Genomic DNA, 14,771 nt, shown 5'->3' with positions numbered 1-14,771 from the left:
ACGACCATCACCCGGGTTCGCTCCGGCCGCGGCACCGGAGGGCGCATCCGGGCACTGAACCGGGCCATCACGGTGTGCTCGGCCGCCCGCGCCAGCGGGGTGCTGTCGTCGTCGAACCCCCGGCCCGTGGCCGCGACGTCCGCGGCGGTCCGCACCTGGTGCGGCGGCGGCGGTGAGGTCGGGTCGGGCTCGGTTTCACGTGAAACCACGGGGCTCCCTCCGGCCGAGGACGGGTCGTCACCGAGATCCTCGTCCTGTGGATAAGTCGGGTCGAGATGTGGAGAAGTGCGCTCAGTGGGCCAGCCGAGGCCGGTGGATAACTCGGGACGCTCCCCGGACGCACCGTCTGCGAGGGCTCCCCCCGAGGGCCATCCGAGGCCGTCGTCCGTGACGCGCGACGGACTCTGGGACACCTCGACCGGACCTTTCACTGCTCACTCCGTCGGCCCCGGGAACCGGGGACCGGAAGGCCTCAACCTACCCTCGCCGGTTCCGCCCAGGCCACCCGCACCACCGTGGTCGGTGGATCGACCAGTCCGGCACCCAGGGTGAGCACGTCCGGGTCGGCGCAGTGCAGCCGACGCAGGTCCCGTCGCGCGGCCTCGATCTCGTCGCGGACCGAGGATCCCTTCATCGCCACCAGTGCCCCCCTCGGGGCCACCAGGGGCATCGACCAGCGCAGGAGTCGTCCGAGCGGGGCCACCGCCCGTGAGGTCACCACGTCGAAGACCTCCCCGCCGTGCAGCTCCTCGGCACGCGCCCGCACCACCGAGACCTCTCGGAGCCCGAGGTCCTCCACCACCTCCTCGAGGTACGTCGTCCGCCGCTGAAGCGGCTCGACCAGCGTCACCCGGAGGTCCGGGCGGGCGAGGGCGAGCACCACGCCGGGGAGCCCGGCTCCCGAGCCGAGGTCGCAGACCGTGGCCCCCTCCGGGATCGCCTGCTCCAGCACCGCGCAGTTGAGCAGGTGGCGTTCCCAGAGCCGCGGCGCCTCCCGCGGACCGATCAGGCCGCGCAGCACCCCGTCGTTCGCGAGCGAGGCGGCGTACCGCTCGGCCAGCTGCAGTCGGCCGGACGGGAACGCCCCCTGCGCCGCAGCGGGCACAGGGGGCGTTCCACCGGTTTCACGTGAAACATGCTCGGCCATCAGCCGGCCACCCTCACGGGGCCCCTCACTGGGGGAGCACCACCACGTAGCGCTTCGGCTCCACGCCCTCGGACTCCGAGGTCAGCCCAGCGGCGGCGACGGCGTCGTGCACGACCTTCCGCTCGAACGGCGACATCGGGTCCAGGGAGACCGCCTCCCCCGAGTCCTTCACGGTGCCCACGGTGCGCTCTGCGAGCGCCACGAGCTCCTCGCGCTTGCCGGCCCGGTAGCCGGAGACGTCCAGCATCAGCCGGGACCGCTCGCCTGTCTCGCGATAGACCGCGAGCCGGGTCAGCTCCTGGAGGGCGTCCAGCACCTCGCCGTCCCGGCCCACCAGCTGCTGCAGCTCGGCGCCGACGATCGAGACCGACGCCCGGTCGCCGTCGACGTCCATGTCGAGGTCACCGTCGAGGTCTGCGATGTCGAGCAGCTCTTCGAGGTAGTCCGCCGCGATGTCGCCCTCCTGCTCGAGCCGCTCGGTGCGGCTCAGGCCCTCGGCCGCTGGCTGTCCCTCCTCCGACTGGGCTTCCGACTGGGCCTCCTCCCACTGGGCCTCTTCCGTCCGGGCCTCTTCCGACTGGGCCTCTTCCGACTGGGCCTCGCCCGGCTGCTCCTGGTGCACGCGCTCCTGGTCCTGCTCGGTCGGCTCGGTCACGGCCTGGTCCTGCTCACTCATCGCTGTCCTGTCCTCCGGGTCGTTCACTGCGTCTCGTGCGTGGGTGGGGTGTCCGCGGGCGGCGGCTTCTGCTGGCCGCTCCTGCCCTTGCCCTGCTTCTTCCGCTGCTCCCGCGACTGGCGCTTGGGCTGCTGGCGCTGCGCGGGCCGCTCCTCGGTGGCGGTGGTGGTGCCGGATCCGGTCTCGGACGCGGCCTCCGGTTCGACCGTCCCGTGCCGGGCCGCCTTGGCCGCGTCCCGCTTCTCCTTGGCCGCGAACGCCGGAGTCCCGGGAGCGGGGTTGTTGCGGATCACGTAGAACTGCTGGCCCATCGTCCACAGGTTCGAGGTGGTCCAGTAGAGGAGCACACCGATCGGGAACGCGATGCCGCCGACCGCGAACACCACGGGCAGCACGAACAGCAGCAGCTTCTGCTGCTGTGCGTAGGGTCCGGTCAGCGCGTCGGGCGGCATGTTCTTGCTCATCAGCTGCCGCTGGGTCAGGAACGTGGTGGCGGTCATGGCCAGCACCAGCAGCGCCGCCATCACCATCACCCCGACGTCCCCGTCGGCCCCGATGAAGGTGGACGACAGCGGGACGCCGAGCAGCTCCGCCTCACCGAACTGGCGGGCCTGGGTCTGGGTCAGGACCCCCTTGGGGATCTCCTTGGAGGCGTTGTTGAGGATCTGGAACAGGGCCAGGAAGATCGGCATCTGCAGCAGGATCGGCAGGCACGAGGCGAACGGGTTGGTACCCGACTCGCGGTAGAGCTTCATCGTCTCCTGGGCGAGTCGCTCCCGGTCGTGGCCGTACTTCTTCTGCAGCTCCTTGACCTTGGGCTGGATCAGCTGCATGTTCCGGCTGGACTTGATCTGCTTGACGAACAGCGGGATCAGGGCCGCCCGGATCACCAGCGTCAGACCGATGATCGACAATGCCCACGACGCGCCGCCGGCCGGGTCGAGGCCCAGGGCGCTGAACATCTGGTGGAACAGGTCCAGCACGAACGAGATCGCGTAGTAGAGCGGCGTCATGATGAAGCCGCCGATCTCCTGGAAGAAGTCGATCACTCAGGCTCCTAGCCTCGGAATGTCCGCCCGCTGCTGGGGCGTGGGGTCGAGCATCGGTTCCCGGTCCGCCTCGTCCCGGGACGGGGGCACCGGGTCGTAGCCTCCCGCCGCCCAGGGGTGGCAGCGCCCGAGTCGGCGTACCGCGAGGGCCGTCCCGCGCAGGCTGCCGTGCACGGTCACGGCCTCGAGCGCGTAGGCCGAGCAGGACGGGTGGTAGCGGCACACCTGGCCGTAGAGCGGGCTGATGAGCAGCCGGTACGCGCGCAGGAGGCCGATCAGCAGGTACTTCACGACATCACCCGCTGCAGGCAACGCCCGAGGTCGGTGCCGAGTTCCCGCGACGACGCGGTCCCGGCCGCGGGCGTGGCCCGGACCACGAGCACGGTGAAGTCCGGGAGCGACGCGAGGTGCTCCCGGACCAGGTGGCGCAGACGGCGTTGCACGCGATGCCGGACGACCGAGTTGCCCACTGCCCTGCTGACGACCATGCCCACCCGAGCCTCGCGGGGGCCGTCGTCGGTGGCCAGGTGCACGACCAGCGTGCGGGACCCGGCGCGGCGGCCGTCACGGATGACCGATCGGAACGTCCGACCGCTGGTCAGCCGATGGGCCGCTGGCAGCACGGAGGTGGCCTCGAGGCCGGGTCAGACGCTGACGCTCTTGCGGCCCTTGCGGCGGCGCGAGGACAGGATGGCGCGGCCGGCGCGGGTGCGCATGCGCAGTCGGAAACCGTGCACCTTGTGGCGGCGACGGTTGTTCGGCTGGTACGTACGCTTGCTCACGGCGATCTCTTTCGTGGTGGTGGCGGACTCGTCACCCGGCGGAGTGGACCGAGGGCCGCCCGGAACCCGCGCAAACGGGGCCGCGCGACGCCGGTACCGGCCTTTCGGCTGGCACCGCCCACCCACGCAAGACGGCGCTTCCATGGACGTGCGGCACCCGTCGACGTTGTGCCCGGGCCCTGGGAAGGGAGCAGCCGCGGACACGAGTCACTACCTGGCGACCGGCCAACGGTACGCGGGCGCGCGACGCAGGGTCAAACCCACGGGGCGCGCCCCGGCGCGAGCTCCCGGACCGGCGGCCGAGACCGCCGTCACAGCCTGTGGAGAAACCCTTGCCGGAGCCGTCGGGCGCTTGTTACGTTCGGCCCTTCCGGGTTTCCCCGCCGGCGCCGGTTCCACGGGTCCTCTGGTGCGTGTGATGGGTCTCACAGACCTGTTCATGTGGCCTCTGACCTGCTGAAACGCAGATCATCGCGATCGCGGCCCGCCCCTCGGAGCAGGTTCTTCCACAAGGACGGACCAGGTGCACAGTCTGTGGACAATCCTGTGGACCAGAGAGACGGCCACGAGGCCCGGAGCAGGCCGGGGTCGGGTCGCCAGACATCGCGGAAGGCAGGCTCGCGTGGAGCACCATGAACCGGACCTCGGGGCGGCGTGGCGTCGTGTCCTGGAGGACCTCCAGCCCAACCAGCGGGCGTGGCTCCGCTCGAGCGAGCCGGTCACCCTCCACGAGAGCACCGCGATCGTCGCCGTCCCCAACGACTTCACCCGCACCCAGCTCGAGGGTCGGCTCCGCGGTCAGCTCGAGGACGCGCTGACCCTGGCCTTGGGCCACGAGATCCGGATCGCGGTCACCGTCAACCCGGCCCTGGAGGAGGAGGCGCCCGAGACCGCGGAGTCGCAGGTCGACGAGTCGACAGATCACCATGGCGACATGTCGACAAGTCTTCGAGACGCCTCGCCCCTCTCCGAGGCGCGCCCCGACCGCCCCGCGAACGGCGCCCAGCCGGGCACGACCGGTCCGAGCGTTCCCTCCCTCGAGACCCGCCTCAACCCGAAGTACACCTTCGAGACGTTCGTCATCGGCTCCTCCAACCGGTTCCCCCACGCCGCCGCGGTCGCCGTGGCGGAGGCACCCGGCAAGGCCTACAACCCGCTGATGGTCTACGGCGACTCCGGCCTCGGCAAGACCCACCTCCTGCACGCGATCGGCCACTACGTCCGGAGCCTCTACACCGGCCACAAGGTGCGCTACGTGTCGAGCGAGGAGTTCACCAACGAGTTCATCAACGCGATCCGCGACGACCGGCAGGACCGCTTCAAGCGCCGCTACCGCGACGTCGACGTGCTGCTCATCGACGACATCCAGTTCCTGGAGGGCAAGACCCAGACCCAGGAGGAGTTCTTCCACACCTTCAACACCCTCCACAACGCCAACAAGCAGATCGTGCTGACCTCCGACCGTCCCCCCAAGCGGCTCGAGGCGCTCGAGGACCGGCTCCGCAACCGGTTCGAGTGGGGACTGATCACCGACGTCCAGCCGCCCGACCTCGAGACCCGGATCGCGATCCTGCGCAAGAAGGCCGCCATGGACCGGCTCACCGCTCCGCCCGACGTGCTGGAGTTCATCGCGTCCAAGATCCAGACCAACATCCGCGAGCTCGAGGGCGCCCTGATCCGGGTGACGGCGTTCGCCAACCTGAACCGCCAGGAGGTCGACATGACCCTGGCCGAGATCGTGCTCAAGGACCTGATCCCCGAGGGCGGCGAGCCCGAGATCACCGCCGGCCTGATCATCGCCCAGACCGCGGCGTACTTCGGGCTCTCCATCGACGAGCTCACCGGCCCCAGCCGGGGGCGCCACCTGGTGATGGCCCGGCAGATCGCGATGTACCTGTGCCGCGAGCTGACCGCCCTGTCGCTGCCCAAGATCGGCGCCGAGTTCGGCAACCGCGACCACACGACCGTGATGTACGCCGACCGCAAGATCAACACCCTGCTGGCCGAGCGCCGGGCGGTGTTCAACCAGGTCAGCGAGCTCACCAACCGGATCAAGATGCAGGCCCGCCAGGGCTGAGGCGACGGGTGCCAGATCCCTGGCGGACGACACGTTCGGAGTGTGGAGAAGCTGTGGTTCATCGCGGCCGAGTCGTGCACAGGCTGTGCACAACCGGTGAGTGTTGCCCCCGGCGTCACCGTCCGTTCACATGGGGGCGCCCCGTGTCCCCAGTCCCTCCACATCCCTCGTGCACCGGTCACACCCCCTCTGACCTGCGACGACGTCACTTGTCCACAGTTTCCACCTACGCTATGACTCCCACGAGTCCATCTCTGGGTCGAATGCCCGTGGAAACTCGTCCGACCCTCCGGTTGGGGACAACCGGCTCCCCGACCGGGGCCTCCCGGCACCACTCCTCGGCATTCGGTCACCCGGCGTGGCAGGATTCACCTCCCACCGCCCCCTCGGCCTCGCAGGTCCCTGCCGAGATCAAGCTTGCAGCGTGAAGGAGCTCGCACCGTGAAGTTCCGCGTCGAACGCGACGTGCTCGCCGATGCCGTCGCCTGGGCTGCCCGCAGCCTCCCGGTCCGCCCGAGCGTCCCCGTGCTCGCCGGCCTGCTCATCGAGGCCAGCGACGAAGGCCTCGTGCTGTCGACCTTCGACTACGAGACCTCGGCCCGGGCCACGCTCACCGAGGCGCAGGTCTCCGACGAGGGCCAGGCGCTGGTCAGCGGCCGGCTGCTCGCGGACATCTGCCGCAGCCTCCCGGCCAAGCCCGTGGAGATGGTGCTCGACGGGCCGCGGGTCTCGCTGACGTGCGGCTCGGCCCGGTTCAGCCTGCAGACGATGCCGGTCGAGGACTACCCGACGCTGCCGGACATGCCCGCCGCGACCGGGACCGTCCCGAGCGACCAGTTCTCCCACGCGGTCGCCCAGGCCGTCACGGCTGCCGGGCGCGACGACATGCTGCCGGTGCTGACCGGCGTCCGGATCGAGATCGACGGGTCGACCATCTCGTTGCTCGCCACCGACCGGTTCCGGCTCAGCCACCGCGAGCTCGCCTGGAGCCCCCGCACCCCCGACGAGTCGCTCGCCGCGCTGGTCCCGGCCCGGGTGCTGGGCGACACCGCCAAGTCGCTCACCGCGGGCGGCGAGGTCACGATCGCGCTCGCCGCCAGCGGCACCGGTGAGGGGATCATCGGGTTCGAGGGCATCGGCCCGGGCGGCGCACGGCGTACGACGACGCGACTGCTCGACGGCGAGTTCCCCAAGGTCCGCAACCTGTTCCCCGCCGAGCACCTCACCACCGCCAGGGTCGACAAGGCCGACCTGATCGACTCGGTGAAGCGGGTCGCCCTGGTCGCCGAGCGGAACACCGCCGTCCAGATGGCGTTCGCCGACGGGCAGCTGACCCTCGACGCCGGCTCGGGCGAGGAGGCCCAGGCCTCGGAGTCGCTGCACGCCGAGATCGACGGCGACGACCTGGTCACCGGGTTCAACCCGCAGTTCCTGCTCGACGGGCTCACCGCCATCGACGAGGCGGTGGTCGAGCTGGCCTTCACCCAGGCCTCCAAGCCGGTGGTGATGAGCGGTCAGTCCGACGACGCCGGCGAATCCGCCGTCCCGGCGTTCCGCTACCTGCTGATGCCGCGTCGTCTGCTCTCGTAACTGCCGTAGGTTGGTCCGCATGGAGATCGGTCTCGTCGGACTGGGCAAGATGGGCGGCAACATGCGGACCCGGCTGCAGCGTGCCGGGCACACGGTCGTGGGCTACGACCGCAACCCCGAGGTCGCCGACGTCGGCAGCCTCGAGGAGCTGGTCGCCGCCCTCCCCTCACCGAAGGTGGTGTGGGTGATGGTCCCCGCGGGCGATCCCACGCGCGAGACCGTCCGGGCGCTCGGCGACCTGCTGGACGAGGGCGACCTGGTGGTCGACGGCGGCAACTCGCGCTGGACCGACGACCAGGCCAACGCCGAGCTGCTGGCCGGCCGCGGCGTGGGCTTCGTCGACTGCGGCGTCTCCGGCGGCGTGTGGGGGCTGGAGAACGGGTACGCCCTGATGTACGGCGGCTCCGACGACGACGTCGCGAAGGTGCAGCCGGCGTTCGACGCGCTCAAGCCGGAGGGCGACTTCGGCGCCGTCCACGCCGGCACGGTCGGGGCCGGCCACTTCTCCAAGATGGTCCACAACGGCATCGAGTACGCCGTCATGCAGGCCTACGCCGAGGGCTGGGAGCTGCTCGAGAAGGCCGACCTCACCACCAACGTGACCGAGGTGTTCCGGTCCTGGCGCGAGGGCACCGTCATCCGGTCCTGGCTGCTCGACCTGCTGGTCCAGGCGCTGGACGAGACCCCGTCGCTGGAGGGGATCCGTGGCTATGCCGACGACTCGGGCGAGGGCCGCTGGACCGTCGAGGCCGGCATCGAGAACGCCGTCGCGACGCCGGCGATCACCGCGGCGCTCTACGCCCGGTTCGTCTCCCGCCAGGACGACTCCCCGGCGATGAAGGCCGTCGCCGCGATGCGCAACCAGTTCGGCGGTCACGCGATGCACACCTCGCCGCCCCCGGGTGGCGACGCGGCACCAGACCGTCAGGACTGACCGTGCACGTCGCCCACCTGACGCTGCACGACTTCCGGTCCTACGCCGACCTCGAGGTCGAGCTCGGACCGGGTGCGACGGCGTTCGTCGGCCGCAACGGCCAGGGCAAGACCAACCTCGTGGAGGCGGTCGACTACCTCTCCCGCCTCGGCTCGCACCGGGTCGCGACCGACGCCCCGCTCGTGCGCGCCGGCGCCGAACGCGCGGTCGTCCGCGGGGCGGTGGTGCGCGAGGGCCGGACGGCGGTGCTGGAGGTCGAGATCTCCCCGGGCCGTTCCAACCGGGCCCGGGTCAACCGCTCGGTCCTCCCCCGCGCCCGCGACCTGCTCGGCCTGGTCCGGACGGTGGTGTTCTCCCCCGAGGACCTCACGCTCGTCAAGGGTGACCCGTCCGACCGGCGCCGGTTCCTCGACGACCTGCTGGTGCTCCGGACGCCGCGGCTGGCCGGCGTCCGGTCCGACTACGACCGGGTGCTCAAGCAGCGCAACACGTTGCTCAAGACGGCAGGTCTCGCCCGCGGGGGCTCTCGCGACTCCGCCCTCTCGACGCTCGACGTCTGGGACGGGCACCTCGCGCGGGTGGGTGCCGAGCTGCTGGGAGCGCGCCTGCAGCTGGTCGACCAGCTGCGGCCCTACGTGGGCAAGGCCTACGAGACGGTCGCCCGGGGGGCCTCGCGCGACGACGCCTGGCTGGACTACGCACCCTCCCTGGACCTCGAGGCGACAGGGGACCCCGACCGCGGCACGCTCACCGACGCGCTGCTCGAGGCCCTGCAGCAGCGCCGCGGCGACGAGCTCGACCGGGGCATCTCGCTGGTCGGGCCCCACCGCGACGAGCTCCGGCTGACCCTGGGCTCGGCGGACAGTCGGCTGCCCGTGAAGGGGTACGCCTCCCACGGCGAGTCGTGGTCGTTCGCGCTGGCCCTGCGGCTGGCGTCGTACGACCTGCTCCGGGCGGAGGGCGACGACCCGATCCTGGTGCTCGACGACGTCTTCGCCGAGCTCGACACCGAGCGGCGGCAGCAGCTCGCCGACCTGGTGTCGGGCGCCGAGCAGGTGCTGGTGACGGCCGCGGTCGACGCCGACGTCCCCCAGGCGCTGGCGGGGGTGCGCTTCGAGGTCGCCGACGGGGCGGTGACCCGTGCCTGACGACGAGCGGCCCGTCGACGAGCCGGAGGAGCAGCACCGCGACGACGGGCTCGACCTGGCCCGGGCGATGACCCGCGCGAGTGCCCGCTCCACCCCGGCCCAGCGGGCCCGCAAGCGGTCGAAGAACTGGACCCCCTCGCAGCCACCGTCCCGCAAGCCCGTCACCGGCGCGCACCCCGACGACCGCGACCCCCAGCTGCTCGACACCACGGTCGGCCGGCTGGTCGAGGACCACGGCTGGGACGTCGACCTGCGGGTCCACGGCGTCTTCGGCCGCTGGCCGGAGCTGGTGGGCGCCGAGGTCGCCGCCCACAGCACCCCGGAGAGCTTCGCCGAGGGGCGGCTGGTGGTCCGCACCGACTCCACGGCGTGGGCCACGCAGCTGAAGCTGCTCGCACCGACCGTCGTACGCCGGCTCAACGAGGAGCTCGGCCACGGCACCGTGACCGTGATCGACGTCCAGGGCCCGCGGGGTCCGTCGTGGCGGAAGGGGCCCCGTTCGGTGCGGGACGGCCGCGGCCCCCGCGACACCTACGGCTGACCCGGGTGTCGGGGGGCGGCGGCCCTCACGCCGTCTGGCGGCGGTAGCTCGCCATCGCGAGTGCGTAGGCGAGGACGAGCAGGCCGAGGCACCAGGCCAGGGCGGTCCAGATGCCGGAGCCGACCGGCTGCTGGGCGAACAGGTCGCGGATCGCGTTGACGATCGGGGTCACCGGCTGGTTCTCGGCGAAGGCACGCACCGGGCCGGGCATGTTGTCGGTGAGCACGAACGCCGAGCTGATGAACGGCAGGAAGATCAGCGGGTAGGAGAACGCGACCGCGCCGTCCGCGGACTTCGCGGAGAGGCCGGGGATCACCGCGAGCCAGGTCAGGGCCAGGGTGAACAGGACCAGGATCCCGGCGACCGCGAGCCAGGTCAGGACCCCGGCGTCGGACCGGAAGCCCATGAGCAGGGCGACGGCCACGACGACCACCACCGAGACGAGGTTGGCGACCATGGAGGTGAGCACGTGCGCCCACAGCACCGACGAGCGCGCGACCGGCATCGACCGGAACCGCTCGTAGATCCCGCTCTGCCGGTCCAGGAACAGCCGGAACGCCGTGTAGGAGACGCCCGAGGCGATCGTGATCAGCAGGATGCCCGGCAGCAGGTAGGTCACGTAGGAGGAGGACCCGGTGTCGATCGAGCCCCCGAACACGTAGACGAACAGCAGCATGAAGCCGATCGGCATGATCGTCGTGGTGATGATGGTGTCCACGCTGCGCGTGATGTGGCGCAGCGACCGTCCCAGCAGGACTGTCGTGTCGCCGAGGAAGTGCCGGTTCATGGTCGCTCCTGGGTGGGTGACGGGTTGGGGGTGCCGACCAGGGCGAGGAAGACCTCCTCGAGGGTCGGCTGCTTCTCGACGTACTCGACCGTGGCGGGCGGGAGCAGCTGCTTGAGCTCCGCGAGCGTCCCGTCCACGATGACCCGACCCTCGTGGAGGATCGCGATCCGGTCGGCGAGCTGCTCGGCCTCGTCGAGGTACTGGGTGGTGAGCAGCACCGTGGTGCCACCGGCGGCCAGCTCCCTGACCGCCGCCCACACCTCGAGCCGGGCCTGGGGGTCGAGCCCGGTCGTGGGCTCGTCGAGGAAGATCACGGGCGGGTCCCCGATCAGGCTCATCGCGATGTCGAGCCGCCGCCGCATCCCGCCCGAGTACGTCGCCACCCGCCGGTCGGCCGCCTCGGTGAGGGCGAACCGGGCCAGCAGGTCCTCGGCGATGGCGTCCGCGCCGGACAGGTGCCGCAGCTTCGCCACCAGCACCAGGTTCTCGCGGCCGGTGAGGATCTCGTCGACCGCGGCGAACTGCCCGGTGAGGCTGATGGACTCGCGCACCTCGGCGGGGTGCGTCGCCACGTCGTGGCCCTGCACGCTCGCCGATCCGGCGTCGGCCGCCAGCAGCGTGGACAGGATCCGCACCACCGTGGTCTTGCCGGCCCCGTTCGACCCGAGCAGGGCGACGATGGTCCCCGGCGCGACCTCGAGGTCGACGCCGCGCAGCACCCGCAGCTCGCCGAAGGACTTCTCCAGGCCCCGGACGAGGACCGCGCTGGTCACGACCACTCCCCACGGGTCGCGCGGTCCATCGCCTCGACCAGGCGGGCCCGTTCCTTGTCGATCCACTGCTTGCCGACGTACGCCCGGGCGAACTCCTCGGTGAACTCGACCGGGTCGTCGCCCACGATGGCGCTGACCGGGGTCCCGTCGGTGGCGGCCCGCTCCCACAGGTCGGCCAGGTCGCCGAACATGGTGACCAGGGTGTCGCCGTCGGTGATGCCCCCGTAGTACATGAAGTACCGGTGCATCGCCGTCGCTGCGGTCGCGTACGGCTCCGGGAGCCCGTCGATCCGGGCCTTGGTCTGCTTGTACTGCTTCTTCTGCTCCAGCGACCCGGTGAGGGTCTCGATCCACTTCGCTGCCATGTCAGCTGCCTTCCTTGAGTCGTTCGAGTCGTTCGGCGAGGAAGCTCCAGGTGCTCCAGAACTCCTCGAGGTGGGTCCGTCCCTGCGCGTTGAGGGAGTAGACCTTGCGCGGGGGGCCCTTCTCGGAGGGCACCTTCTCGACGTCGACCAGGCCGCGCTGCTCGATCCGTACGAGCAGGGCGTAGACGGTCCCCTCGGCGATGTCGGTGAAGCCCTGGTCGCGCAGCCAGGCGGTGATCTCGTATCCGTAGGCGTCGCGGCCGGACAGGATCGCGAGGACGATCCCCTCCAGCGTGCCCTTGAGCAGCTCGGTCACCTGCTTGCCCATCGGCCGGCCTCTCTACTCAGTGATGTTGACTACCGGTAGACAGTAACACTGAGTACCGGTAGATAGCAACACTGAATACCGAGGGCGTTTCGTCCCTCGTGGGCGAGCCCCGTCCGGGACCCGCGGCGCTCCGGGCGGTACCGCGCCCGAGACGGCTGAGAGCCGCCCAGGCGGCTCCGCGTGCGTACTGGGCCCTCACCGCACCCCTGTTCGGCGCTGCCAGCCGGGGTTCCGGGCCGCTGAGGGGGACGTTTCGTCCCCAGATCCCCCACGTCCGGGCCCGGGCGCGTGGTTCCAGAGCCTCCAGGGGGTATCATGGACGTCGGGTCGCGACCTCTCCAGGCGCGGCCCGTGCCATGCCAGAGCGGCTCCCCCTCCCCCGGGTGCGAGCCCTGTGTGAGAGGTTGCGCGTGACCGACGAAACCGCCGTCGAGAACACCCCAGAACCCACCCCCAGCAGTACCCTCACCGACCCCGACGTCTCCTACGACGCCTCGGCCATCCAGGTCCTCGAGGGGCTCGAGGCGGTCCGCAAGCGGCCCGGCATGTACATCGGGTCCACCGGCGAGCGCGGGCTCCACCACCTGATCTGGGAGATCGTCGACAACGCGGTCGACGAGGCACTGGCCGGCCACTGCGACCGGATCGTGCTGACCCTGCTCGCCGACGGCGGGGTCCGGGTCGAGGACAACGGTCGCGGCATCCCCACCGACACGGCTCCCGGCCAGGAGTTGCCGGCGCTCACCCTGGCGCTCACGGTGCTGCACGCCGGCGGCAAGTTCGGCGGCGGGGGCTACAAGGTCTCCGGTGGCCTGCACGGCGTCGGGGTCTCGGTGGTCAACGCGCTGTCGAGCCGGGTCGTCGCCGAGGTCCGCAACCGTGACCACCTGTGGCGGCAGACGTTCACTCTCGGCGTGCCCGACGGCGAGCTCGAGCAGGTCCGCCCGATGGAGGACGACGAGCGCACGGGCACCACGGTCACCTTCTGGGCCTCCCCCGACATCTTCGAGACCACCGACTACTCGCTGGAGACCATCACCTCCCGGATCCGCGAGTACGCCTTCCTCAACAAGGGCCTCGAGATCGTGGTCCGCGACGAGCGGCCGAAGGCCGACCAGGTCGCGGAGGCGGTCGAGGACGACACCGTCGCCGAGTCCGTCGACCAGCACGGCAGCGACGCGATCAAGCGCGGCGCCCACGGCGGCATCGAGCAGGTCTTCCGCTACGACCGCGGCCTGGTCGACTACGTCGAGCACCTCAACCGCCGCAAGGACAAGGCGAACCCGACGATCATCAACTTCGACGCCGAGACGCCGGAGTCCTCCGAGAGCCACATGAGCCTCGAGGTGGCGATGCAGTGGAACACCTCGTTCACCGAGTCGGTCCACACCTTCGCCAACACGATCAACACCCACGAGGGCGGCACCCACGAGGAGGGGTTCCGGGCCGCGCTCACCTCCCTGGTCAACAACTGGGGCGAGGAGTGGGGCCTGATCAAGAAGCGGGACGACCGGGTCTCCGGCGACGACATCCGCGAGGGCCTCACCGCGATCATCTCGATCAAGCTGGGCGAGCCGCAGTTCGAGGGACAGACCAAGACCAAGCTCGGCAACACCGAGGCCAAGGGCTTCGTGCAGCGACTGGTCAACGACCAGCTCGGCGCCTGGCTCGAACAGAACCCTGCCGAGGGCAAGGACATCGTGCGCAAGGCGCAGGCCGCCGCGAGCGCCCGGATCGCGGCCCGCAAGGCGCGTGACCTGGCCCGCAACCGCAAGGGCCTGCTGGGAGGCGGTGGTCTGCCCGGCAAGCTCGCCGACTGCCAGTCGACCAACCCCGAGGAGTGCGAGGTCTTCATCGTCGAGGGCGACTCCGCCGGGGGCTCGGCCAAGCAGGGCCGCGACCCGCGGGTGCAGGCGATCCTCCCGATCCGCGGCAAGATCCTGAACGTCGAGAAGGCGCGGATCGACAAGGTGCTGGCCAACACCGAGGTGCAGGCCATCATCTCCGCGCTCGGCACCGGGATCCACGAGGAGTTCGACCTCGACAAGCTGCGCTACCACAAGATCGTGCTGATGGCCGACGCCGACGTCGACGGCCACCACATCAACACGCTGCTGCTGACCCTGCTGTTCCGGTTCATGAAGCCGCTCATCGAGCACGGCTACGTCTACATGGCCCAGCCGCCCCTCTACCGGCTGCGCTGGAACAAGCCGCACGAGCACGAGTTCGTCTACTCCGACGCCGAGCGCGACGCCGTACGCCGTGACGGGCTGGCCCAGGGCAAGAAGCTCCCCAAGGAGAACCCGGTCCAGCGCTACAAGGGCCTCGGCGAGATGAACGCCGACGAGCTGTGGGAGACCACGATGGACCCGAACGGCCGGATCCTGCTGCAGGTGACCCTCGAGGACGCCGCCCGTGCCGACGAGATCTTCTCGATCCTGATGGGCGAGGACGTCGAGCAGCGGCGGTCCTTCATCCAGCGCAACGCCAAGGACGTCCGATTCCTCGATATCTAGGTCTCTATCACCAGCCCTAGACATCGGTAGACCAGTGGAGAGAGACGAGACGACGTGA

Annotated in this window: 16 protein-coding genes and 1 pseudogene; 6 read left to right on the top strand and 11 right to left on the bottom strand. The window is 70.7% G+C overall.

Annotated elements, in window-relative coordinates; translation table 11 throughout:
• The 7 genes and pseudogenes from ACQ1X7_RS09420 to rpmH all read right to left on the bottom strand — a co-directional run.
• Positions 1–209: pseudogene (locus ACQ1X7_RS09420) on the bottom strand (ParA family protein); the annotation flags it as partial.
• A gap of 263 nt (positions 210–472) precedes the next feature.
• Positions 473–1,105, bottom strand: coding sequence for a 16S rRNA (guanine(527)-N(7))-methyltransferase RsmG (gene rsmG / locus ACQ1X7_RS09415; protein WP_432477922.1), 633 nt, complete (start codon positions 1,103–1,105; stop codon positions 473–475).
• Positions 1,106–1,172: 67 nt separating this feature from the next.
• The gene (locus ACQ1X7_RS09410) at positions 1,173–1,823 is read right to left on the bottom strand and encodes a R3H domain-containing nucleic acid-binding protein (protein WP_432477921.1); all 651 of its coding nucleotides are present in this window, start codon (positions 1,821–1,823) and stop codon (positions 1,173–1,175) included.
• Between the two features lie 23 nt (positions 1,824–1,846).
• Positions 1,847–2,872, bottom strand: a complete 1,026-nt coding sequence (gene yidC, locus ACQ1X7_RS09405; protein ID WP_432477920.1) for a membrane protein insertase YidC — start codon at positions 2,870–2,872, stop codon at positions 1,847–1,849.
• Positions 2,873–3,163 carry a membrane protein insertion efficiency factor YidD gene (gene yidD / locus ACQ1X7_RS09400; RefSeq protein ID WP_432477919.1) on the bottom strand — a complete coding sequence of 97 codons (291 nt, stop codon included), beginning with the start codon at positions 3,161–3,163 and terminating at the stop codon, positions 2,873–2,875.
• Complete coding sequence (gene rnpA / locus ACQ1X7_RS09395; RefSeq protein WP_432477918.1) at positions 3,160–3,495, bottom strand: ribonuclease P protein component; 336 nt, start codon at positions 3,493–3,495, stop codon at positions 3,160–3,162. The genes yidD and rnpA overlap by 4 nt, the downstream gene beginning before the upstream one ends.
• A gap of 21 nt (positions 3,496–3,516) precedes the next feature.
• Positions 3,517–3,654 (bottom strand): 50S ribosomal protein L34, encoded by a 138-nt coding sequence (rpmH, locus tag ACQ1X7_RS09390; protein WP_432477917.1) that lies wholly within the window; start codon positions 3,652–3,654, stop codon positions 3,517–3,519.
• A 622-nt stretch (positions 3,655–4,276) separates the two neighbouring features.
• Here rpmH and dnaA point away from each other — a divergent pair.
• From dnaA to ACQ1X7_RS09365, 5 genes are all read left to right on the top strand, one after another.
• Positions 4,277–5,731, top strand: a complete 1,455-nt coding sequence (dnaA, locus tag ACQ1X7_RS09385) for a chromosomal replication initiator protein DnaA (protein WP_432477916.1) — start codon at positions 4,277–4,279, stop codon at positions 5,729–5,731.
• 441 nt (positions 5,732–6,172) lie between these two features.
• Positions 6,173–7,321: a DNA polymerase III subunit beta gene (gene dnaN / locus ACQ1X7_RS09380; RefSeq protein ID WP_432477915.1), complete on the top strand. Its 1,149-nt coding sequence runs from the start codon at positions 6,173–6,175 to the stop codon at positions 7,319–7,321.
• 10 nt (positions 7,322–7,331) lie between these two features.
• Positions 7,332–8,255 (top strand): phosphogluconate dehydrogenase (NAD(+)-dependent, decarboxylating), encoded by a 924-nt coding sequence (gene gnd, locus ACQ1X7_RS09375; RefSeq protein WP_432477914.1) that lies wholly within the window; start codon positions 7,332–7,334, stop codon positions 8,253–8,255.
• A 2-nt stretch (positions 8,256–8,257) separates the two neighbouring features.
• A complete protein-coding gene (gene recF, locus ACQ1X7_RS09370) occupies positions 8,258–9,403 on the top strand; it encodes a DNA replication/repair protein RecF (protein WP_432477913.1) in 1,146 nt (381 codons plus the stop codon).
• Complete coding sequence (locus ACQ1X7_RS09365; protein WP_432477912.1) at positions 9,396–9,944, top strand: DUF721 domain-containing protein; 549 nt, start codon at positions 9,396–9,398, stop codon at positions 9,942–9,944. Before recF ends, ACQ1X7_RS09365 begins: the two co-directional genes overlap by 8 nt.
• A 25-nt stretch (positions 9,945–9,969) precedes the next feature.
• Here ACQ1X7_RS09365 and ACQ1X7_RS09360 read toward each other — a convergent pair whose 3' ends face one another.
• The 4 genes from ACQ1X7_RS09360 to ACQ1X7_RS09345 are packed head-to-tail and all read right to left on the bottom strand — an operon-like array spanning position 9,970 to position 12,197.
• A complete protein-coding gene (locus tag ACQ1X7_RS09360) occupies positions 9,970–10,731 on the bottom strand; it encodes an ABC transporter permease (RefSeq protein ID WP_432477911.1) in 762 nt (253 codons plus the stop codon).
• The gene (locus tag ACQ1X7_RS09355; RefSeq protein WP_432477910.1) at positions 10,728–11,510 is read right to left on the bottom strand and encodes an ABC transporter ATP-binding protein; all 783 of its coding nucleotides are present in this window, start codon (positions 11,508–11,510) and stop codon (positions 10,728–10,730) included. Before ACQ1X7_RS09355 ends, ACQ1X7_RS09360 begins: the two co-directional genes overlap by 4 nt.
• Positions 11,501–11,869: a DUF1048 domain-containing protein gene (locus tag ACQ1X7_RS09350; protein WP_432477909.1), complete on the bottom strand. Its 369-nt coding sequence runs from the start codon at positions 11,867–11,869 to the stop codon at positions 11,501–11,503. The genes ACQ1X7_RS09355 and ACQ1X7_RS09350 overlap by 10 nt, the downstream gene beginning before the upstream one ends.
• Before the next feature lies 1 nt (position 11,870).
• Positions 11,871–12,197: a PadR family transcriptional regulator gene (locus ACQ1X7_RS09345; protein ID WP_432477908.1), complete on the bottom strand. Its 327-nt coding sequence runs from the start codon at positions 12,195–12,197 to the stop codon at positions 11,871–11,873.
• Positions 12,198–12,553: 356 nt separating this feature from the next.
• Between ACQ1X7_RS09345 and gyrB the strand changes: the two genes are divergently transcribed.
• Positions 12,554–14,713, top strand: coding sequence for a DNA topoisomerase (ATP-hydrolyzing) subunit B (gene gyrB / locus ACQ1X7_RS09340; protein ID WP_432477907.1), 2,160 nt, complete (start codon positions 12,554–12,556; stop codon positions 14,711–14,713).
• Positions 14,714–14,771 lie beyond the last annotated feature (58 nt).

Source organism: Nocardioides sp. GXQ0305 (genome assembly GCF_050880345.1).
GTDB lineage: Bacteria > Actinomycetota > Actinomycetes > Propionibacteriales > Nocardioidaceae > Nocardioides.
Note: the sequence above shows the minus strand (reverse complement) of the source record. Positions and strands in the feature narration are given on the sequence as shown.

What these genes read in the sequence shown, in the direction of transcription:
- ACQ1X7_RS09410 (WP_432477921.1), bottom strand. Translation starts at nt 1,823, where the DNA reads ATGAGTGAGCAGGACCAGGCCGTGACCGAGCCGACCGAGCAGGACCAG.
- ACQ1X7_RS09360 (WP_432477911.1), bottom strand. Translation starts at nt 10,731, where the DNA reads ATGAACCGGCACTTCCTCGGCGACACGACAGTCCTGCTGGGACGGTCG.
- ACQ1X7_RS09350 (WP_432477909.1), bottom strand. Translation starts at nt 11,869, where the DNA reads ATGGCAGCGAAGTGGATCGAGACCCTCACCGGGTCGCTGGAGCAGAAG.
- ACQ1X7_RS09345 (WP_432477908.1), bottom strand. Translation starts at nt 12,197, where the DNA reads ATGGGCAAGCAGGTGACCGAGCTGCTCAAGGGCACGCTGGAGGGGATC.
- gyrB (WP_432477907.1), top strand. Translation starts at nt 12,554, where the DNA reads ATGCCAGAGCGGCTCCCCCTCCCCCGGGTGCGAGCCCTGTGTGAGAGG.